The sequence below is a fragment of the Amnibacterium setariae genome (assembly GCF_003581425.1).
Lineage (GTDB): Bacteria > Actinomycetota > Actinomycetes > Actinomycetales > Microbacteriaceae > Amnibacterium > Amnibacterium setariae.
The window spans coordinates 205,013-224,523 of record NZ_QXTG01000002.1; the positions used below are offsets into that span (position 1 = coordinate 205,013).

Here is a 19,511-nt window from a genome sequence, read left to right on the forward strand (position 1 = left end):
CACGTCTACCATCGAGCCATGACCGACACCGCGCTCATCGGCACCACCACCTCGGACACCGCGCACGGCGTGCTCCTCACGGCCCCGGCGGCGAGCAAGGTCAAGAGCCTGCTCGAGCAGGAGGGCCGCGACGACCTGCGCCTCCGCCTCGCCGTGCAGCCCGGCGGCTGCTCCGGCCTCATCTACCAGCTCTACTTCGACGAGCGCCTGCTCGACGGCGACGCGACCGTCGCCTTCGACGGCGTCGAGGTCGTCGTGGACCGGATGAGCGTCCCCTACCTCGACGGCGCGACCGTCGACTTCGAGGACACCATCCAGAAGCAGGGCTTCACCATCGACAACCCGAACGCGCAGGGCTCCTGCGCCTGCGGCGACAGCTTCCACTGAGCTCATGGGCCTCGATCCGCAGGCGGATCGAAGCCGGTGCCACCGCGTCAGGGCGCGGTCCTTCCGGGGACCGCGCCCTTCGTCGTCCCCGGGGGAGCGGCGCCCCCGATCTCCCTACAAGCGGTAGAAAAAGAGGCGGATGATCGGGGTGCCGTCCCCCGCCGGACGATAGGCTGACGGTCGGCACCACGTGCCTGATGAAACGGGGAAGGGAATCCGTGCGCTCCATCCGACGACGCCTGATCGCGGTGCCGCTCGTGGCGACCGGGGTCGTGCTCGCGCTCACCGGCTGCGACGACCTGCAGCTCCACGGCTACCTCCCGGGGTTCATCTCCGGCCAGCCCGACGCCACGAACCAGACGCAGCGCGTGTCCGACCTCTGGGTCGGTTCCTGGCTGACGCTGCTCGCGGTCGGCGTGATCACGTGGGCGCTCATCATCTGGTTCGCGATCGTCTACCGGCGCCGTCGCGGGCAGACCGGCCTGCCGGTCCAGATCCGCTACAACATGCCGATCGAGATCTTCTACACGGTCGTGCCGCTGATCCTGGTGCTCGGGCTCTTCGCCTTCACCGCGCGCGACCAGACCGCGATCGAGACCCGCTACGACAACCCCGCGACCGTCATCGACGCGTACGGCAAGCAGTGGGCGTGGGACTTCGACTACGCCAAGGAGAAGGTCTACGAGGTCGGCGTCCAGGCGCAGCCGGCGGCGGACACCCGCAAGGACGGGTTCGTCGAGTCGTCGATCCCGACGCTCTACCTGCCGGTCGGGCAGAAGACCGAGATCCGCCTCCGCACCCGCGACGTCAACCACTCCTTCTGGGTGATCGACTTCCTCTACAAGAAGGACCTGATCGCGGGTCAGACGAACTACTGGGACTTCACGCCGACCCGGATCGGCACCTACGAGGGCAAGTGCGCGGAGCTCTGCGGCGAGTACCACTCGCGGATGCTCTTCAACGTGAAGGTCGTCTCGCAGGCGGACTACCAGGCGCACATCGCCCAGCTGCGCGCAGCGGGCAACGTCGGCTCGCTCGGCGAGCAGTACGGCAAGGACGACAACTTCAACGCCGACGGCAACCAGAACTCGGGCGGGGAAGCCCCCGCCGAGACCACCAACGGCGGCGTCGAAGGTCGATGAGGGGAACAGGACAGCGATGACCACCACAGCGGGCCGGCCGACGAGCCAGTCATCTCTCCCCGCGGGGCAGGCGCAGGTCGTCACCGGCGGCAGCCAGGTCGCCCGCAAGGGCAACGTGATCGTCGAGTACCTGACGACCACCGACCACAAGAAGATCGGCTACCTCTACCTCGCGACCTCGTTCATCTACTTCCTGATCGGCGGCGTGCTCGCGCTGGTGATCCGGGCGCAGCTGGCCGAGCCGGGCCTCCACGTCGTCGCGACGCCGGAGATCTACAACCAGCTGTTCACGATGCACGGCACGATCATGCTGCTGATGTTCGCGACGCCGCTCTTCGCGGGCTTCGCCAACGCGCTCATGCCGCTGCAGATCGGTGCGCCGGACGTCGCGTTCCCGCGGCTGAACGCGTTCGCGTACTGGCTCTACTTCTTCGGCAGCTTCATCGCCGTGTCCGGCTTCTTCACGCCGGACGGCGCCGCGAGCTTCGGCTGGACCGCGTACTCGCCGCTGTCGAACGCGGCCTACTCGCCCGGCCTCGGCAGCACGCTCTGGGTCTTCGGCCTCGGCCTGTCCGGGTTCGGCACGATCCTCGGCGCGGTGAACTTCATCACGACGATCATCACGCTGCGCGCCCCCGGCATGACGATGTTCCGGATGCCGATCTTCACCTGGAACGTGCTCATCACGTCCCTGCTCGTGATCATGGCGTTCCCGGTGCTGGCCGCCGCGCTGCTGACGCTCGGCGCGGACCGGGTGCTCGGCGCCCACGTCTACGACTCGTCCAGCGGCGGCGCCATCCTCTGGCAGCACCTCTTCTGGTTCTTCGGGCACCCGGAGGTCTACATCATCGCGCTGCCGTTCTTCGGCATCATCAGCGAGATCATGCCGGTGTTCAGCCGGAAGCCGATCTTCGGCTACAAGACCCTCGTCTACGCGACGATCTCGATCGCGGCCCTGTCGGTCGCGGTGTGGGCGCACCACATGTACGTCACCGGGTCGGTGCTGCTGCCGTTCTTCGCGCTGATGACGATGCTGATCGCGGTGCCGACGGGCGTGAAGATCTTCAACTGGACCTTCACCATGTGGCAGGGCTCGGTGACGTTCGAGACGCCGCTCGTCTGGGCGCTCGGCTTCCTGATCACCTTCGTGTTCGGCGGCCTGACCGGCGTGATCCTGGCGTCGCCGCCGCTCGACTTCCACCTGTCCGACAGCTACTTCGTGGTGGCGCACTTCCACTACGTCGTGTTCGGCACCGTGGTGTTCGCGATGTTCGCCGGCTTCTACTTCTGGTGGCCGAAGTGGACCGGCCGCATGCTCGACGAGCGCCTCGGGAAGATCCACTTCTGGCTGCTGTTCGTCGGCTTCCACATGACCTTCCTCGTGCAGCACTGGCTCGGCGTGCTCGGCATGCCCCGCCGGTACGCGACGTACCAGCCGGGCGACGGCTACACGGTGATGAACGAGATCTCGACCGCGGGCGCCTTCCTGCTCGCGCTGTCGATCCTCCCGTTCCTCTACAACGTGTGGGTCACCGCCCGCCGGGCGCCGAAGGTCACCGTGAACGACCCGTGGGGCTACGCCCGGTCGCTCGAGTGGGCGACCAGCTGCCCGCCGCCCCGGCACAACTTCACGTCGATCCCGCGGATCCGTTCGGAGTCCCCGGCGTTCGACCTGAACCACCCGGAGGCCGGCATCCCGGTCGGCGTCGGACCCGCCAAGGACGCGCCGGACGCGCCCACGTACGACTCGGCTCGTGGAGAGGTGCGCTGACCGATGCGCGTCAACATCAACCTGCTCTGGGTCCTGGCGGCGTTCTTCGCCGTCGCGGACGCGGCGTACTCGATCTGGGCGGTGCTCACCTACGGCAGCGTGGAGTGGGTCGGCACGATCGGCATCGGCCTCGTGTCGGTGATGTCGATCTTCATCGCCTTCTACCTGAACCGGTCGTTCAAGGCTCAGGGCGGGGCGCTGCCGGAGGACCGGCTCGACGCCTCCATCGATGACGGCGACCCGGAGCTCGGGCACTTCAGCCCGTGGAGCTGGTGGCCGCTGGTCCTGTCGATCGCCGCGTCGCTCGGCTTCCTCGGCATCGCGGTCGGCGTCTGGATCGCCTTCATCGGCGGGGCGCTGTTCCTCGTCGCCATCACCGGATGGGTCTACGAGTACTACCGGGGCTACTCCGCGCACTGAGCGGCGAGCACCTGACCAAGGGCCCGGAGGCATCGCCTCCGGGCCCTTCGTGTTCCGTCAGAAGGGGCAGGGGCGGTCGTCGTCGGAAGGCGGTGGGAGGAGCTCCGGTGGAGCGGGGTCGAGGGGGTCGTTCGGCGGGTCCGAGAAGTGGTGGCCCCAGGCCTCGTTCCAGCCGACGGTGCCGTCGTCCTCGACCGAGCCCTCGGTGAAGAGGCCTGCTGATTTCAGGTTGTGGTCGGTGCGGCCGAGGGTGACGAGGTTGGCGGCGTCGGTGGTGCCGCCGTGCTGCCACTCGCGGGCGTGGTCGATGTCCGCCAGGTGCGGCGCGGTCGTCGAGCCCGGGAAGCGGGACCGCCCGTCGCGGATCCTCACCCACCGGGCCAGGTCCGCCGGTGGCGCGTACACCTTGCGGTCCATCGTCAGCCGGACGCCCGTCACGGGGTCGGTGAGCACGCGGATGAACGAGGTCGCGGTCCCGGCGAGGGCTTTGGCGGTCTCGAGGTCGATGGGCCCGTAGCCGGTGAGCTGCGCCTGCTCCTTCGTCTTCCCGAGCCAGGCGAGTGCTGGGACGGTGAGGATCAGCTGGACCTGGACCGGCTTGCGCTGCGGCGCCGACGCGTCGTCCGCCGCGGGTGCCTGGAGGCCGTTGCGGAGGACGTCGAGGGCGATGTCGTGCCGGAGCTGCGCGATCCCGCGGGTCTCGCCCTCGGCGCCGTGGGCGGCGACGGCCGCCCTGTGCAGGGCGTCGTTGATCGGCACCCATTCGGCCGCGAGGCCTTCGGCGACGAAGGCGACGCCGCCGTCGTGGCCGAGCTCGAGGCTCGTCCGGCGGCGCTCGTGCGTGGACCGGGCGCGCTTCGCCGCCGCCTCGTCATCGAGCCGCGCCCGCGCCTTTCGGATGTCGTCCTTCAGCCGCGTCGAGGAGACGACCTTGACCGCGGCGACCTCGTCGTACGCGGCCCAGTGCTCGGCGTCGAGTCCTTCGGCCTCCCGCGCCACGGTGCGCATCCGGTTCCAGGATGCGTCGCCGGCCTGGAACGCCCTCCAAGTGAGCGGGAGGCGGTCGCGGAGGATCAGCCCTGTGTCGACCTCGCCAGCGACCGCGGCCGGATGGGCGCCGGTCTGGAGGCCGAAGGAGCGGAAGAACGCCTGCGCACCGAGTCCCGCACGGGTGCCGTAGGACGAGCCGAACCGGTGGGCGAGGTCGATCTTGGCGCGCTCGTACGCGGTGAGCAGGGCGGCGATGCGGTGGGCATCGGCGAGGATGCGCATCCGGTCGGCCTGCACCGCGAGATCCTGCGTGTAGACGGCGGCGTCCTCCGTCAGCGCGGCCGCGAGCCAGGCCTCGTCCGGCACGGCGTCGGCGCCGAACTGCTCCCGGTACCGCTCGTCCGGCGGCAGCTGCGCGCGACGCTCCTCCTCGGCGAGCGCGTCCCAGGCGTCGGCCTCCTCGCGGGTCCACACCCGCGGGGGCTCGTCGTCAGGGAACTCCTCGAACACGTGTCCGAATGTAGAGGAGGGGTCCGACAGCGCATTCCGGCGATGGAGCGGGCTCGGGGTGGTCTCGAGGCTCGCTGCGCTCGCACCTCGACCAGCGGGGTGGGACGGGCGAGGCCGGCGCGCTGCTGCGCTCGCACCTCGACCAGCGGGGCGGGGCGCGGCTACAGGCGGTCGAGGAAAGGGCGCTGGCCGCCGACGAGCAGCTCGCGGGCGCGCTCGGGCGTCGCCCACTCGAGGCGATCGAGCTCCGGCACGTCGAACGTCCTGCCGCGCAGGGTCATCGAGAAGGTGCCGGGGCGGAAGGCGGCGAGGTCGACGTCGGCCTCGACGAGGAACAGGTGCACCGTCTTGCCGGAGCGCTGCTTCGCGGCGCCCAGGTCGCGGTAGGGCGGCGGGGGAGGGGCGATGCCCGTCTCCTCCTGGAACTCCCGCAGCGCGGCGTCCAGCGGCGCCTCCGAGCCCTCGAGCGCGCCTTTCGGGAAGCTCCAGGCGCCCGCGTCCTTCCGAGCCCAGAACGGGCCGCCCATGTGCCCGATCAGCACCTCGGTCTCGGGGTGCCGCCGAACGACGAGGAGGCCGGCGCTCGTACGAGCGCCGGCCTCCTCGGTCGGTCCGTCAGTGATGACGCGCGACCTCGAGCTCCGTGGACGTCACCGGCTCGATGCGGTCCTCGAAGAACAGGCGGCTGATCGCCGCACGGGCGCGCTCCGTCACCGGGATGCGGCCGGCCGCGTTCGGGCGGAGCATCAGCGGCTCGTAGTCGTTGAAGGCCACGAGCTTCCAGCGCTCGTACTCGTCGACCGGCTCGTGGACCTCGATGTACTCGCCGCCCGGCAGCCGGACGATGCGGCCCGACTCGGTGCCGTGCAGCACGATCTGGCGGTCCTTCTTCTGCAGGGCCAGGCAGATGCGCTTCGTGACGAAGAACGCGAGCACCGGGCCGAGCACCAGCATGAACTGCAGGATCGTGATCATGCTCTCGATCGAGACCTTGAAGTGGGTCGCGATGAGGTCGGAGCTCGCGCCGAAGAACAGCACCGTGTAGAACGCGACGCCCGCGGCGCCGATCGCCGTGCGGCTCGGCATGTTGCGGGGCCGGTCCGCGATGTGGTGCTCGCGCTTGTCGCCCGTGACCCACGCCTCGAGGAACGGGTAGAGCATCACCGCGACGATGAACAGGCCCAGCACCACGATCGGGATCAGGATGTTCAGCGAGTAGGTCGTGTTGAAGAGCACGAACTCCATCGGGACGCCGCCCGGACCGCCGAGCCAGCCCGGCATCAGGCGCAGCGCGCCGTCCGCGAAGCCGATGTACCAGTCCGGCTGCGTGCCGGCGGACACGGGGGAGGGGTCGTAGGGCCCGTACACCCAGATCGGGTTGATCGTGAAGAACGCGCCCATCAGCATCAGCAGGCCGAAGACCACGAAGAAGAACCCGCCCGCCTTCGCCGCGAAGACCGGGAGCACCGGGACGCCGATGACGTTCTCGTTCGTGCGGCCGGGGCCGGCGTACTGCGTGTGCTTGTGCGTGACCACGAACACGAGGTGCAGCGCGATGAACGCGAGCACCGCGGCGGGCAGCAGCAGGATGTGCAGCGTGTAGAGGCGGCCGACGATCGCCGTGCCCGGGAACTCGCCGCCGAACAGCAGCCAGAGGATCCAGCTGCCGATGAACGGGATGCCCTCGACCATGCCCGCGATGATCCGCAGGCCGTTGCCGGACAGCAGGTCGTCGGGGAGCGAGTAGCCCGTGAAGCCCTCGGCCATGGCGAGGATCCAGAGCACGAAGCCGATGACCCAGTTGAGCTCGCGCGGCTTGCGGAACGCGCCGGTGAAGAAGATCCGGAGCATGTGCAGCATCGTCGACGCGACGAAGAGCAGCGCCGCCCAGTGGTGGACCTGCCGGATGAGCAGACCGCCGCGGATCTCGAACGAGATGTGCAGCGTCGACTGCATCGCCGCCGACATCTCGAGGCCCTTCAGCGGGCCGTACGACCCGTCGTAGGTGACCTCGGCCATCGACGCCTGGAAGAAGAACGTCAGGAACGTCCCCGTGATCAGGATGACGACGAAGCTGTAGAGCGCGACCTCGCCGAGCATGAACGACCAGTGGTCGGGGAAGATCTTGCGGCCGAACTCGCGGACGACGTAGCTGATGCCCGTCCGCTCGTCGACGTAGCGCGACGCCCAGCCGGTGATGCCGCCGGAGCGACGGCTGTCCGCCGGGGCGGTCGGGTCGAAGTTGTAGGTGTCAGACGTTGTAGTCACCGCGTCGCTCCCAGAAGCTCGGTCCTACGGGTTCGTGGAAGTCGCTGCGCGCGACCAGGTAGCCCTCGCTGTCCACCGTGATGGGCAGCTGGGGCAGCGGACGGACGGCCGGACCGAAGATCACGGCCGCCTCCCGCGTGATGTCGAACTGCGACTGGTGGCAGGGGCACAGCAGGTGGTGGGTCTCCTGCTCGTACAGCGCCACCGGGCAGCCGACGTGGGTGCAGATCTTGGAGTAGGCGACGATGCCGTCGTAGTTCCAGGTGCGCTTCTCCGGCGACACGTGGAGGTCGCCCGGCTCGAGGCGCATCAGCAGCACGGCCGCCTTGCCCTTCTCCTCGAGCACGTCCTCGGTGTCGTTCAGCCCCTCGGGGATGACGTGGAAGACGGAGCCGATCGTGACGTCGGAGGCGCGGATCGGGTCGCCCGTCGGGTCCTTCGTCAGCCGGGTGCCGGCCTTCCACATCGTGTGGCTGAACGCCTCCGCCGGCGTCCCGGCCGAGGGGCCGAGGTCGCGGAAGAGGAAGATCGCGGGGAACGGCAGCGCCGCGAAGGCCGCGATCATGCCGTTGCGGATCAGGACCCGGCGGTTGAAGCCGGACTCGCGGTCGGCCTGGCGGAAGATCTCGACCGCGCGGGCCTGCGTCTTCGGGTCGCCCTTGACGGGGTGCCGGATGTCGATGCCCTCGTGGTCGTCCATGAGGACCTTCGACCAGTGGATCGCCGCGACGCCGATGGCGAGCAGGGCGAACGACAGGCCGATGCCGACGAACACGTTGTTGAGCCGGACCGAGCCGAGGTCGTTCGGCTTGATCGGGAACGCGAAGTACGCGGCCATCGCGAAGATCGAGCCGACCAGCGAGACGTAGAAGAGGGCGACGATGACGCGCTCGGCGGTCTTCGCCTTCTTCGGGTCCGTGTCCGTGACGCGCAGGCGGTGCGGCGGCAGGCCGGGGTTGCGCAGCGCGTCCGAGCGCTCGACCGCGGTGCCCGGGTCGGCGGTGGAGACGGGGACGAGGGAGTCCGACGGGCCGTCGTGGCCCGGGAGGTTCGTGTCGTTCGCCATGAGTGTCCTAGTTCGCCTTCGCCGTGAGCCAGACCGTGAACGCCACGACCGCGCCGAGACCGAAGATCCAGATGAAGAGGCCCTCCGCCACCGGCCCGAGGCTGCCGAGGGCGAAGCCGCCGACGGTCTCGGACTTCGACTGGGTCTTCAGCGCCGTGATGATGTCCTGCTTCTCCTGCGGCGTGATGTTGTCGTCGTTGAACACCGGCATGTTCTGCGGGCCGGTGAGCATCGCCTCGTAGATGTGCGACGGCGACGTCTCCATCAGGTTGGGCGCGTACTTGCCCTCGGTGAGCGCGCCGCCCGCGCCGGCCACGTTGTGGCACATGGCGCAGTTGATGCGGAACAGCTCGGCGCCCTTCGTGGCGTCGCCCGTCAGCGTCAGGTTGCTGGCGGCCGGGATGCCGGGGCCGGGGGAGATGGAGGCGACGTAGCCGGCGAGCTGCTTCACCTGGGTGTCGTTGAACACCGGGGGCTTGTCGGGCGCCTGAGCGGCGTCCTTGGCCAGCGGCATGCGGCCGGTGCCGACCTGGAAGTCGACCGCGGCGGCGCCGACGCCGATCAGGGACGGGCCGGAGTCGCTGCCCGCCAGGTTGAGGCCGTGGCAGGTCGCGCAGTTCGCCGCGAAGAGCTTCTTGCCCTCCTGGATGGTCTGCGTGCTCGTCAGGTCGACGCTCGCGCTCGCCGGGGTGGCCGCCGTGAACAGCGCGTAGGCGCCGCCCGTCATCAGCAGCCCGGTGAGGACCAGCGCCACGCTGGCGAGCGGGGAGCGGCGGCCGTGCTTGCGGCGCCGGGGCTTCATCTCGTCGTTCATCGTCGCCGTCCTCAGCCCGCCGCCTGCAGCACGTAGATGACCAGGAAGAGGCCGATCCACACGACGTCGACGAAGTGCCAGTAGTACGAGACGACGATCGCGGTCGTCGCCTCCTTGTGTCCGAAGTTCTTGACCGCGAAGGCGCGGCCGATCGTCAGCAGGAAGGCGATGAGCCCGCCCGTGACGTGGAGGCCGTGGAACCCGGTCGTCAGGTAGAAGGCCGAGCCGTACGCGTTGGCGTCGATCGAGATGCCCTCGCCGACCAGGGTCGCGTACTCCCAGACCTGCCCGGCGACGAAGATCGCGCCGAGGGCGTAGGTGAGGAAGAACCACTCGACCATGCCCCACTCGGACGGCTTCCAGCCGGTCGAGCGGGACTGCAGCCGCTCGGCGGCGAAGACGCCGAACTGGCAGGTGAAGGAGCTCGACACGAGGATCAGGGTGTTGACCGCGGCGAACGGCACGTTGAGGTGCGTCACCGACTCGCGCCAGAGGTCCGGCTGCGAGGTCTTCAACGTGAAGTAGATCGCGAAGAGACCCGCGAAGAACATCACCTCGCTGCCCAGCCAGACGATCGTCCCGACCGCGACCGAGTTGGGGCGGTTCACCGCGGGGGTGTTCGCGCTCTGAAGCACCGACGCACTGCTCACGACTTCATTATGGTCGGTCGAGCCTCCTCCCAGGCCGCAATTCGACGTCTTGTCGAAGAGTTTCGGCAGACCGAGGGGGCGTGCGGCGCGTCGCTAGGCTCCGACCGTGTCCGACACCCTCGAGTGGCCCCTCCTGATCTCCGCGCTCCTCGGCGGGCGCGACCTCCGGGTGGCCGAGGCGACGTGGGCGATGGAGCGCATCGTGACGGGCGAGGTGGCCGCGCCGACGCTCGCCGGGTTCCTCGTCGCGCTGCGCGGCAAGGGCGAGACGGTCGACGAGATCGTCGGGTTCCGGGACGCCGTGCTCGCCCACGCGCGGCCGCTGCCGCTGCCTGCCAGGGCCCTCGACCTCGTCGGCACGGGCGGCGACGGGTTCAAGACGGTGAACGTGTCGACGACCGCCGCCGTGATCGTGGCGGCCTCCGGGGTGCCCGTCACGAAGCACGGGAACCGTGCCGCGAGCTCGGCCTCCGGCGCCAGCGACGTGCTCGGCGCCCTCGGCCTCGACCTGTCGCTCGACGGCGACGGGCTCGCCCGGGTGTTCGCCGAGGTCGGCATCACGTTCGTCTGGGCGGCCGCGTTCCACCCCGGCTTCCGGCACGCGGCGGAGGCCAGGAGCGCGATCGGCGTCCCGACGGTCTTCAACTTCCTCGGGCCCCTCGTGAACCCGGCCCGGCCGGACGCGAACGTCATCGGCGTCGCGTCGCAGGCGGCCGTGCCGCTCGTGACCGGCGTGCTGCAGACCCGCGGCGCGACCGCGCTCGTGGTGCGCGGCGACGACGGGCTCGACGAGCTCTCGACGACCGGGCACAGCCGGATCCGCGAGGTGTCGGCCGGCGCGGTGACGGAGCACGACGTGCACCCGTCCGACGTGGGCCTCCCGGTCGCCCGTCTCGACGACCTGCGCGGCGGCACCCCGGTCGAGAACGCGGAGACGCTGCGCCGGGTGCTCGCGGGCGAGGGCGGCCCGGTCCGCGACATCGCGCTGCTGAACGCGGCCGCCGGCCTCGTCGCCTGGGACCTCTACGAGGACCCGTCGAACGCGGAGCGCCCGATGGCCAAGCGGCTGTCCGACGCCGTCGAGCGGGCGGCGCGCGCCGTCGACTCGGGCGCCGCGCGCGAGAAGCTCGACGCCTGGGTCGAGGCGACCCGCTCCGTCTCCGCCGGCTGACGCCGCCCCGACGCCGCTGCGGCGGGCCCCCGGTCGTCCCGGGCGCCCGCCGCAGCGGGGGAGTGCGCCTGGCCCGGCGCTACTGCACGTCCTCGTCGACCCAGTCGAACGTCTTCGTGACGGCCTTCTTCCAGAGGCGGTACTGCCGCTGGCGCTCGTCCTCGTCCATCGCGGGCTCCCAGCGGCGGTCCTCCTGCCAGTTCTTCCGCAGGTCGTCGAAGTCCTGCCAGAACCCGACCGCGAGCCCCGCGGCGTAGGCGGCGCCGAGCGCCGTGGTCTCCGCGACCTGGGGCCGGACCACCGGGATCCCGAGGATGTCGGCCTGGAACTGCATGAGCAGGTCGTTCTGCACCATGCCGCCGTCGACCTTCAGCTCGGTGAAGGGCTCGCCCGTGTCCGCGTTGACCGCGTCCAGGACCTCCTTGGTCTGGAACGCCGTGGCCTCGAGCGCCGCGCGGGCGATGTGGCCCTTGTTCACGTAGCGGGTGAGGCCGACCAGGGCGCCGCGGGCGTCGGAGCGCCAGTACGGCGCGAACAGGCCGGAGAACGCGGGGACGAAGTACGCGCCGCCGTTGTCCTCGACCGTCTTCGCGAGCTGCTCGACCTCCGGCGCGGAGCCGATCAGGCCGAGGTTGTCGCGGAGCCACTGGATGAGCGACCCGGTCACCGCGATCGAGCCCTCGAGCGCGTAGTGCGGCTCCCCGTCGCCCAGGCGATAGGCCATGGTCGTGAGCAGCCCGTTCGAGCTGTGCACGATCTCGGTCCCGGTCGGGAAGATCAGGAAGTTGCCGGTGCCGTAGGTGTTCTTCGCCTCGCCGGGCTCGAACGCGACCTGGCCGAAGGTGGCGGCCTGCTGGTCGCCGAGGATGCCGGCGATCGGCACCTCGCGGAGCAGGCTCGACGACTCGACCGTGCCGTACACCTCGGACGAGCTCTTGATCTCGGGGAGCATCGACCTCGGGATGCCGAGGACGCCGAGGATCTCGTCGTCCCACTGGCACGTGGCGAGGTCCATGAAGAGGGTGCGGGAGGCGTTCGTGACGTCCGTCACGTGCACGCCGCCGTCGGTGCCGCCCGTCAGGTTCCAGAGGACCCACGAGTCGGTGGTGCCGAAGAGCAGCTCGCCGGCGTCCGCCTTCTCCCTCGCGCCGTCCACGTTCTCGAGGATCCAGACGATCTTCGTGCCCGCGAAGTAGGTGGAGAGGGGCAGGCCGACCTTCTCCTTGAAGCGCTCGACGCCGCCTTCGGCCGCGAACCGGTCGACGATCGACTGCGTCCGCGTGTCCTGCCAGACGATCGCGTTGTAGACCGGCTTGCCGGTCGCCTTCTCCCACACGACCGTGGTCTCGCGCTGGTTGGTGATGCCGACCGCCGCGATGTCGTGCCGCGTGATGTCGGCGCGGGACAGCGCCTGGCCGATGACCTCGCGGGTGTTGTTCCAGATCTCGACCGGGTCGTGCTCGACCCAGCCCGCCCTGGGGAAGATCTGCTGGTGCTCGAGCTGGCCGGTCGAGACGACCTTGCCCTCGTGGTCGAAGACCATCGCTCGGGTCGACGTCGTGCCCTGGTCGATGGCGAGGACGTAGTCCGCCATGGAGACTCCTTCGTTCCTGGTTCGGGTGGTGGGTCGGGGTTACGGCAGCAGCACGCGGGACAGCAGGCCGGCGATCAGGCCGCCGAGCAGCGGGCCGACGATCGGCACCCACGCGTAGCCCCAGTCGCTGCCGCCCTTGTTCGGGATGGGGAGGACCGCGTGCATGATGCGCGGGCCGAGGTCGCGGGCGGGATTGATCGCGTAGCCGGTCGGGCCGCCGAGGGAGGCGCCGATGCCGACGACGAGGAGGGCGACCGGGAGGGCGCCGAGCGCCGCGAGCCCCGCGGGCGTCTTCGTCGCCGGGTCGCCCGCGTGGCCGAAGCCGATGACGACGAAGACCAGCACGAAGGTGCCGATGATCTCCGTGATCAGGTTCCAGGCGTAGGACCGGATCTCCGGGCCGGTGGAGAAGACGCCGAGGATCGTGCCGGCGTTCGTCTCCTCGTCGAAGTGCTTCTTGAACGCCAGCCAGACGAGCAGGGCGCCGATCATCGCGCCGATCAGCTGCGCGATGATGAGCAGGATCGCGAGCCCGAAGTCGGTCATGCCGCCGGACGCCAGCAGGCCCACCGTGACGGCGGGGTTCAGCTGCGCGCCCGAGGCGTACGACACCGTCACGCCGGCGAAGACCGCGAGGCCCCAGCCGAAGTTGATCAGCAGCCAGCCGCCGCCGAGGCCCTTGCTCTTCGTGAGGATCGCCGTCGCGACGACGCCACCTCCGAGCAGAAGGAGCATCGCCGTGCCGACGAGCTCCGAGAGGAACTGCTGCCCCACCGAGTAGTCCATTGCCACCTGCCTCTTCATCGAGTCCAGTCGCCGCGGGGACGCCCGCGATCGGGCCGACCGTACTCCCCGGCGCCTGCGCCGGGGGAGCCCTCCGCGCCCGAGACTGCACATGCGTGCACCCGCTAGATTCGGCCGTGCCGCACATCCGCGCAGCCCGGCGGAACGGATGTGCGGGAGGGCGGCGGACACCGAGGAGGGCCGATGACGAGCGAGACCCTGGGCCGCGCGCCGAGCCGTGCGCAGCAGGCCCTCACGGCCGCGCACCTCTACTACATGCAGGACCTCACGATGGAGGCGATCGCGCGCGAGCTGCACACGTCGCGCTCCTCCGTGTCGCGGCTGCTCAGCCACGCGCGCGAGACCGGGCTCGTCGACATCCAGATCCACTCGCCGCAGGAGTCGGTCGAGCACCTCGCGTCGATGATCCGGGAGCGCTACGGCGTCGCGCCCCACCTCGTGCCCATGCCCGACCACACGAGCGACGTCGACCGCCTGGAGCGCGTGGCGATGTCCGCGGCCCGGCTCCTCGGCCGGTTCCTCGACTCGAACATGACCCTCGGCGTCGCCTGGGGGTCCACGATCAGCGCCGTCAGCCGCCACCTCGTGCCGAAGGCGCTGAGCGGCGCGGAGATCGTGCAGCTAAACGGCGCGGGCAACACCCGCACGACCGGGATCATCTACGCGAGCGAGATCCTGCGGCGGTTCGGCCGCGCCTACGGCGCCCACGTGCAGCAGTTCCCGGTGCCCGCCTTCTTCGACGACCCCGAGACGAAGCGCGCGCTGTGGCGGGAGCGCAGCATGCGGCGGGTGCTCGCGGTGCAGGAGGGGATGCACGCGGCGCTGTTCGGGCTCGGCTCGCCCTTCGCCGAGGTGCCGAGCCACGTCTACATCGGCGGCTACCTCGACCCGGAGGACTACCGGTCGCTGAGCGAGGACGGCGTCGTCGGCGACGTGGCGACCGTCTTCTACCGCGGCGACGGCTCCTGGCGCGACGTGGCGCTGAACGCCCGCGCGTCTGGGCCGGACCTCGACCAGCTGCGGCGGACGCCGCGTCGCATCTGCGTGGTCGCCGGGCAGTCGAAGCTGCCGAGCCTGCGGGGCGCGCTCGCCGCCGGGCTCATCACGGACGTGGTGCTCGACGAGCCCCTCGCGCGGGCGCTCGTGGCCGGCTGAGGGCGCCGCTGCACGATTGTGCACGGCCCGCCGGTCGCTCGGGGCCCGCGCCTAGAGTCGCGACGACGGCGGCGCGGTCGCGTCGCCGACCGTGCCTGGAGGTTTCGATGAAGAAGCTGATCCGCGATCCGCAGACCGTCGTGCACGACGCCCTCGCCGGCGTGGCCGCCGCCCATGCGGGGCTCCTGCGCGTGCAGACCGATCCCGACTACGTGGTGCGCGCCGACGCGCCCGTGCGGGGCAAGGTCGGCATCGTCTCCGGCGGCGGCAGCGGCCACGAGCCGCTGCACGGCGGCTTCGTGGGCTGGGGCATGCTCGACGCCGCGGTGCCCGGGCCGGTCTTCACCTCGCCGACGCCCGACCCGATCCTGGAGGCGACCAAGGCGGTCGACGGGGGAGCGGGCGTGCTCCACATCGTGAAGAACTACACGGGCGACGTGCTGAACTTCGAGACCGCCGCCGACCTGGCGCAGGCGGAGGACATCGCCGTCGAGACCGTCGTGATCGACGACGACGTCGCCGTCAAGGACTCCCTGTACACGGCCGGTCGTCGCGGCGTGGCCGGCACCGTGCTCGTCGAGAAGATCGCCGGGGCGGCGGCGGAGCGCGGCGACGACCTCGCGCAGGTCGCGGCGATCGCGCGCCGGGTCAACGAGAACGTGCGCTCCATGGGGCTCGCGCTGACCGCGCCCGTGGTGCCGCACGCGGGCGTGCCGAGCTTCGACATCAGCGACCACGAGGTCGAGATCGGCATCGGCATCCACGGCGAGCCGGGTCGCGAGCGCATCGAGTGGGAGCCCGTCGACGGCCTGGTCGGCCGCCTCCTCGAGCCGATCCTCGAGGACCTGCCCTTCACCTCCAGCGACGACGTCCTGCTCCTCGTGAACGGCATGGGCGCGACGCCCCTGCTCGAGCTGTACATCGCCTACGACGCCGCGGCGTCCGTGCTCCGGGAGCGGAACATCCAGATCGCTCGCAGCCTCGTCGGGAACTTCGTGACCAGTCTGGACATGGCCGGGGCGTCGATCACGCTGCTGCGGCTCGACGACGAGCTCAAGGCCCTGTGGGACGCGCCCGTGGAGACGGCCGCGCTCCGCTGGGGCCGCTGAGCACGGCTGAGCACGACTGAGCACGACTGATCACGATCGAGGACGACGGCGGGAGCCGGGGAGGAGCGGCGTGGACGCGCTGGGGACGGACTGGGCGATCGACTGGGTGCGCAGGAGCGCGGCGGTCGTGGGGGAGCACCGGGCGGAGCTGTCGGGGCTCGACCGCGCGATCGGCGACGGGGACCACGGCGAGAACCTCGACCGCGGCTTCCGGGCCGTCGTCGCGAAGCTCGACGAGGCGACGCCGGACACCCCGGGCGCGGTGCTGAAGCTCGTCGCGACCACGCTGATCTCCACGGTCGGCGGCGCCTCCGGCCCGCTGCTCGGCACCGCCTACCTCAAGGCCGCGCAGGCCGCCGGCGACGCTCCCGCGCTCGACGCCGCGGCGACGGTCGCCCTGCTGGCGGCCGCGCGCGACGGCGTCGTCACCCGCGGCAAGGCCGAGCCGGGCGACAAGACGATGATCGACGCGTGGACCCCGGCCGTGGAGGCCGCGCAGCAGGCGCTCGACGGCGGCGCCGATGCCGCGGCCGTGCTCCAGGCGGCGGCGGACGCCGCCGAGCGGGGCGCCGAAGCGACCGACCCGCTCGTCGCGCGCAAGGGCAGGGCGAGCTACCTGGGGGAGCGGGCCGTCGGGCACCGCGACCCGGGCGCGCAGTCGAGCGCGTACCAGCTGCGCGCCGCCGCCGACGCCGCGGCCGAGGGCTGACCGTGCCGGTCGGGCTCGTCTTCGTCTCCCACAGCGGGAGGATCGCGGACGGCGTGGTCGAGCTCGCCGCGCAGATGGCGCCGACCGTGCCGTTGATCGCCGCGGGCGGCACGGACGACGGCGGCATCGGCACGAGCTACGACAAGGTGCTCGCGGCGATCGGGGCGGCGGACCGGGGGCAGGGCGTCCTCGTGATCGGCGACCTCGGGTCCGCCATCCTCACCGCGGAGACCGCCGTCGACCTGCTCGACGAGCCGCCGGCGGGCGGGGTCCGCGTGCTCGACGTGCCGATCGTCGAGGGCGGCGTCGCCGCCGCCGTCGCCGCCGAGTCCGGCGCGGACCTCGACGCCGTCGCCCGGGCGGCGTCCGGCGACGCAGCGCCGCAGGCGGCCGGCTCCGCGCCGGACGCGCCGGATCTGCCCGCGGCGCCGGGGCCGCAGGAGGCGACGGCCGTGCTCGCGGACCCCGAGGGGCTGCACGCGCGACCGGCGGCGGCGCTCGTCCGGCTCGCCGCACGCTTCGACGCGCGCGTGACCGTGAACGGCGCGGACGCGTCGAGCCTGCTGCGCGTCATCGCGCTCGGCCTGCGGTCGGGCGAGCGCGTCACCGTGCGGGCCGACGGACCGGACGCCGCCGCGGCGGTCGAGGCCGTCGTCGACCTGCTCGAGGGCGGCGCATAGCGGCATCGCGCACGGGATCCCGCGCGCCACGCCGAGCACGGCGGCGGGGGAGAAGGGCCGATCGTGGCCCCCTTTCGGGGGGGTCGGCACGGCGAGGGCGACGCGCCGCGCGCCTCCCGATCTGGGGGTGCGCCGGCTGTCATCGTTCCCCCGTGCTCACGACCGTGGTCCTCGTCCTCGCCGGCATCACCGCCTGGTGCGTCGCCTCGCTGGCGCTCGCGCTCGTCGTGGGGCCGATGGTGCGTCGCGCGGACCGCGCCGCCGGCACCGGCGGCGCGGTCGTCGCGGGCCGCGGCCTGCTCGCGGAGGAGCGCCGGCCGCTGACCGGCGCCATCCCGCTGCCCGTCGTCCGGTAGGACGACCTCGAGCCGGGTGGGGGCGCATCCCGGGCGCCTCCACCTGAAGACCGGGCCCGCGCACGATGTCGTGCGCGGGCCCGAATCGTTCCCCGGCGCAGCGGGGGAGCGGGGGAGCGGGGCTCAGTCCTGCCGGCCCCGGCTCTCGCGCAGCTCGCGCGCCTGCTCCACGTCCTGCTCGTGCTTCTTCGCCTTCTTGTCCGACTGGCGGGTGTCCCGCATCGGCAGCTGGATCTGCTCCTCCGCCGCGATGCCGGCCTGCAGCTCGCGGCCGCGCTCCAGCTCCGCGTCGAACTCCGCGCCGAACAGCAGCACGAGGTTCGTGATCCAGAGCCACAGCAGGAACACGATGACCCCGGCGACCGGGCCGTACGTCTTCGCGTAGCTGCCGCCGCCCGAGACCGACAGGTAGATGCCGAGGGCGACCGTCGCGAGCGCCCAGACGACCAGCGCCAGGAGCGAGCCCGTGCTGATCCACTTGAACTTCGGCTGCCGCACGTTCGGCGAGAAGTAGTAGAGGATCGCGATGGCCGCGATGGCGATGACGGCGAGGACGGGCCACTTGGCGATCTGGAACACGAGCACTGCCGCGTCGCCGACGCCGATGACGCTCGCGATCCGATTGACGACCGACCCGGTGGAGACCAGGAGCAGCGCGCCGATCACGACCAGCACGACGACGATCACGGTGACCAGCAGCTGCGTCGGGCGCAGCTTCCAGACCGGGCGCCCCTCGGGGATGCTGTAGATCCGGTTCATCGCGCGGCCGAAGGCGCCGACGTAGCCGGAGGCGGACCACAGGGCGCCGAGGATGCCGACGATCAGTCCGATGCTGACCCCGGGCGTCGTCGTGACGTTCTTGATCAGCTCGGTGACGATGTTGAAGGCGCCCGGCGAGCTCGCCCGGATGGGCTCGAGCGCCTTCAGGACGCCCTGGATCGCGCTGGGGCTGAGCAGGCCGAGGATCGAGATGATCGCGATGGTCGCCGGACCGAGGGCCAGCACCGAGTAGTAGACGAGCGCGGCGGCCAGGTCGGTGCACTGGTCGGACCCGAACTCCTTCGCGGTCTTCTTCAGCGTGTAGAGCCAGGTGCGCTTGTGCAGGTCCTCCGGGCCCTCGGGCTTCGACGCGGCGTCGGGGTCCGGCGTGCGGCCCGGCGCGACGTCGCGCGACGAGCCGCCGCTGCGGCCCTCCGCCGCCCGGTCCGCGCGGCCGGCGCGCTTCGCGCGGTCGGTCCACGGCCGGCCCGGGTCCCGGTGCACCGCGTGGCCCGCCGCCGCGACGGCGCCGACGACGCCGGCCGCGACCACGGACAGGCCCGCGGCGGTGCCCATCTCCCGGGTGCGGGCGCTCCGGAGGCCGCCCGCCTTCTGCTCTGCGGTCGCCACCTCAGCCCGCCGGGCTCGGGTCGGACGACTGCTCGGCGCCCGACTGCGTGCCGGTCGAGCGCTTCGCCCCGCCGGTCTTCGTCCCCGTACCGGTGCCGGCCGGGGTCGACGGCGTCGTCGCGTCCGCGATGTCCTTCGGCGTCGGGACGGAGGAGTCCGTCTCCGCCTCCGCCGACGTCGCTCCGGTCTCGCCGGATCCCGAGCCGCTGCTGCTGTCGTCGCTGTCGTCGCTGCCGGACCCGCCCGTGGCCGACGTGGCGGCTCCCGCGGTCTCCGCGACCTTCGACGCGGCGCTCGCGAGCGCGGGCGCCTTCTCCTCGGCGGTGGTCTTCGCCTTCTCGGCCACGCGCTGCACGGTCGGGTTCTCGCGGAACCCCTGCCAGCGGTCGCTGATCGCCTCGTAGGCCGGACGACCCGCTCGGGCGCCCAGCACGTACCCGGCGGCCAGTCCCGCCACGAACACGAGCTTGCCTCGCATGTCTGCCTCCTTCTGAGGGTGGACCCCCATCGTGCGAGGGGCCGCCTG

20 protein-coding genes are annotated in these 19,511 nt (G+C 71.4%); 10 read left to right on the forward strand and 10 right to left on the reverse strand.

Going from position 1 to position 19,511, the window contains the following annotated elements:
• The first annotated feature begins 18 nt into the window (after positions 1–18).
• The 4 genes from D1781_RS08940 (at position 19) to ctaF (ending at position 3,720) form a co-directional block, all read left to right on the forward strand.
• A complete protein-coding gene (locus D1781_RS08940; protein ID WP_119481985.1) occupies positions 19–387 on the forward strand; it encodes a HesB/IscA family protein in 369 nt (122 codons plus the stop codon).
• Between the two features lie 218 nt (positions 388–605).
• Complete coding sequence (gene ctaC / locus D1781_RS08945; protein WP_233551209.1) at positions 606–1,529, forward strand: aa3-type cytochrome oxidase subunit II; 924 nt, start codon at positions 606–608, stop codon at positions 1,527–1,529.
• Between the two features lie 16 nt (positions 1,530–1,545).
• Positions 1,546–3,300: an aa3-type cytochrome oxidase subunit I gene (gene ctaD / locus D1781_RS08950; protein WP_119481987.1), complete on the forward strand. Its 1,755-nt coding sequence runs from the start codon at positions 1,546–1,548 to the stop codon at positions 3,298–3,300.
• A 3-nt stretch (positions 3,301–3,303) separates the two neighbouring features.
• Positions 3,304–3,720, forward strand: coding sequence for an aa3-type cytochrome oxidase subunit IV (ctaF, locus tag D1781_RS08955; protein WP_119481988.1), 417 nt, complete (start codon positions 3,304–3,306; stop codon positions 3,718–3,720).
• Positions 3,721–3,777: 57 nt separating this feature from the next.
• Here ctaF and D1781_RS08960 read toward each other — a convergent pair whose 3' ends face one another.
• From D1781_RS08960 to ctaE, 6 genes are all read right to left on the reverse strand, one after another.
• Positions 3,778–5,220, reverse strand: a complete 1,443-nt coding sequence (locus D1781_RS08960; RefSeq protein ID WP_119481989.1) for an HNH endonuclease signature motif containing protein — start codon at positions 5,218–5,220, stop codon at positions 3,778–3,780.
• A gap of 161 nt (positions 5,221–5,381) precedes the next feature.
• Positions 5,382–5,843, reverse strand: coding sequence for an NUDIX domain-containing protein (locus D1781_RS08965; RefSeq protein WP_119481990.1), 462 nt, complete (start codon positions 5,841–5,843; stop codon positions 5,382–5,384).
• Complete coding sequence (qcrB, locus tag D1781_RS08970) at positions 5,836–7,488, reverse strand: cytochrome bc1 complex cytochrome b subunit (RefSeq protein ID WP_119481991.1); 1,653 nt, start codon at positions 7,486–7,488, stop codon at positions 5,836–5,838. Before qcrB ends, D1781_RS08965 begins: the two co-directional genes overlap by 8 nt.
• Complete coding sequence (gene qcrA, locus D1781_RS08975; protein ID WP_119481992.1) at positions 7,472–8,554, reverse strand: cytochrome bc1 complex Rieske iron-sulfur subunit; 1,083 nt, start codon at positions 8,552–8,554, stop codon at positions 7,472–7,474. Before qcrA ends, qcrB begins: the two co-directional genes overlap by 17 nt.
• A gap of 7 nt (positions 8,555–8,561) precedes the next feature.
• Positions 8,562–9,368, reverse strand: coding sequence for a cytochrome bc1 complex diheme cytochrome c subunit (gene qcrC, locus D1781_RS08980; RefSeq protein ID WP_199706528.1), 807 nt, complete (start codon positions 9,366–9,368; stop codon positions 8,562–8,564).
• An 11-nt stretch (positions 9,369–9,379) separates the two neighbouring features.
• A complete protein-coding gene (gene ctaE, locus D1781_RS08985; RefSeq protein ID WP_199706530.1) occupies positions 9,380–10,018 on the reverse strand; it encodes an aa3-type cytochrome oxidase subunit III in 639 nt (212 codons plus the stop codon).
• A gap of 106 nt (positions 10,019–10,124) precedes the next feature.
• Between ctaE and trpD the strand changes: the two genes are divergently transcribed.
• On the forward strand, positions 10,125–11,189 hold the full coding sequence (trpD, locus tag D1781_RS08990) for an anthranilate phosphoribosyltransferase (RefSeq protein WP_119481993.1): 1,065 nt from the start codon (positions 10,125–10,127) through the stop codon (positions 11,187–11,189).
• 79 nt (positions 11,190–11,268) lie between these two features.
• Here trpD and glpK read toward each other — a convergent pair whose 3' ends face one another.
• Positions 11,269–12,783: a glycerol kinase GlpK gene (glpK, locus tag D1781_RS08995; protein ID WP_119481994.1), complete on the reverse strand. Its 1,515-nt coding sequence runs from the start codon at positions 12,781–12,783 to the stop codon at positions 11,269–11,271.
• Positions 12,784–12,822: 39 nt separating this feature from the next.
• Complete coding sequence (locus tag D1781_RS09000; RefSeq protein WP_119481995.1) at positions 12,823–13,569, reverse strand: MIP/aquaporin family protein; 747 nt, start codon at positions 13,567–13,569, stop codon at positions 12,823–12,825.
• Between the two features lie 201 nt (positions 13,570–13,770).
• Here D1781_RS09000 and D1781_RS09005 point away from each other — a divergent pair, with 201 nt between their 5' ends.
• The 5 genes from D1781_RS09005 (at position 13,771) to D1781_RS09025 (ending at position 17,596) form a co-directional block, all read left to right on the forward strand.
• Positions 13,771–14,742, forward strand: a complete 972-nt coding sequence (locus D1781_RS09005) for a sugar-binding transcriptional regulator (protein WP_119481996.1) — start codon at positions 13,771–13,773, stop codon at positions 14,740–14,742.
• 107 nt (positions 14,743–14,849) lie between these two features.
• Positions 14,850–15,851: a dihydroxyacetone kinase subunit DhaK gene (gene dhaK, locus D1781_RS09010; RefSeq protein ID WP_119481997.1), complete on the forward strand. Its 1,002-nt coding sequence runs from the start codon at positions 14,850–14,852 to the stop codon at positions 15,849–15,851.
• A 70-nt stretch (positions 15,852–15,921) separates the two neighbouring features.
• The gene (gene dhaL / locus D1781_RS09015) at positions 15,922–16,560 is read left to right on the forward strand and encodes a dihydroxyacetone kinase subunit DhaL (protein WP_233551213.1); all 639 of its coding nucleotides are present in this window, start codon (positions 15,922–15,924) and stop codon (positions 16,558–16,560) included.
• 2 nt (positions 16,561–16,562) lie between these two features.
• The gene (gene dhaM, locus D1781_RS09020) at positions 16,563–17,240 is read left to right on the forward strand and encodes a dihydroxyacetone kinase phosphoryl donor subunit DhaM (protein ID WP_199706532.1); all 678 of its coding nucleotides are present in this window, start codon (positions 16,563–16,565) and stop codon (positions 17,238–17,240) included.
• Between the two features lie 152 nt (positions 17,241–17,392).
• Positions 17,393–17,596, forward strand: a complete 204-nt coding sequence (locus D1781_RS09025; RefSeq protein ID WP_119481998.1) for a hypothetical protein — start codon at positions 17,393–17,395, stop codon at positions 17,594–17,596.
• Between the two features lie 123 nt (positions 17,597–17,719).
• Here the strand turns inward: D1781_RS09025 and D1781_RS09030 are convergent, their stop codons facing one another.
• Entirely contained in the window at positions 17,720–18,985 is a 1,266-nt protein-coding gene (locus D1781_RS09030; RefSeq protein ID WP_233551215.1) for a YihY/virulence factor BrkB family protein, read from the reverse strand.
• 1 nt (position 18,986) lies between these two features.
• Positions 18,987–19,463, reverse strand: a complete 477-nt coding sequence (locus D1781_RS17750) for a hypothetical protein (RefSeq protein WP_119481999.1) — start codon at positions 19,461–19,463, stop codon at positions 18,987–18,989.
• Positions 19,464–19,511 lie beyond the last annotated feature (48 nt).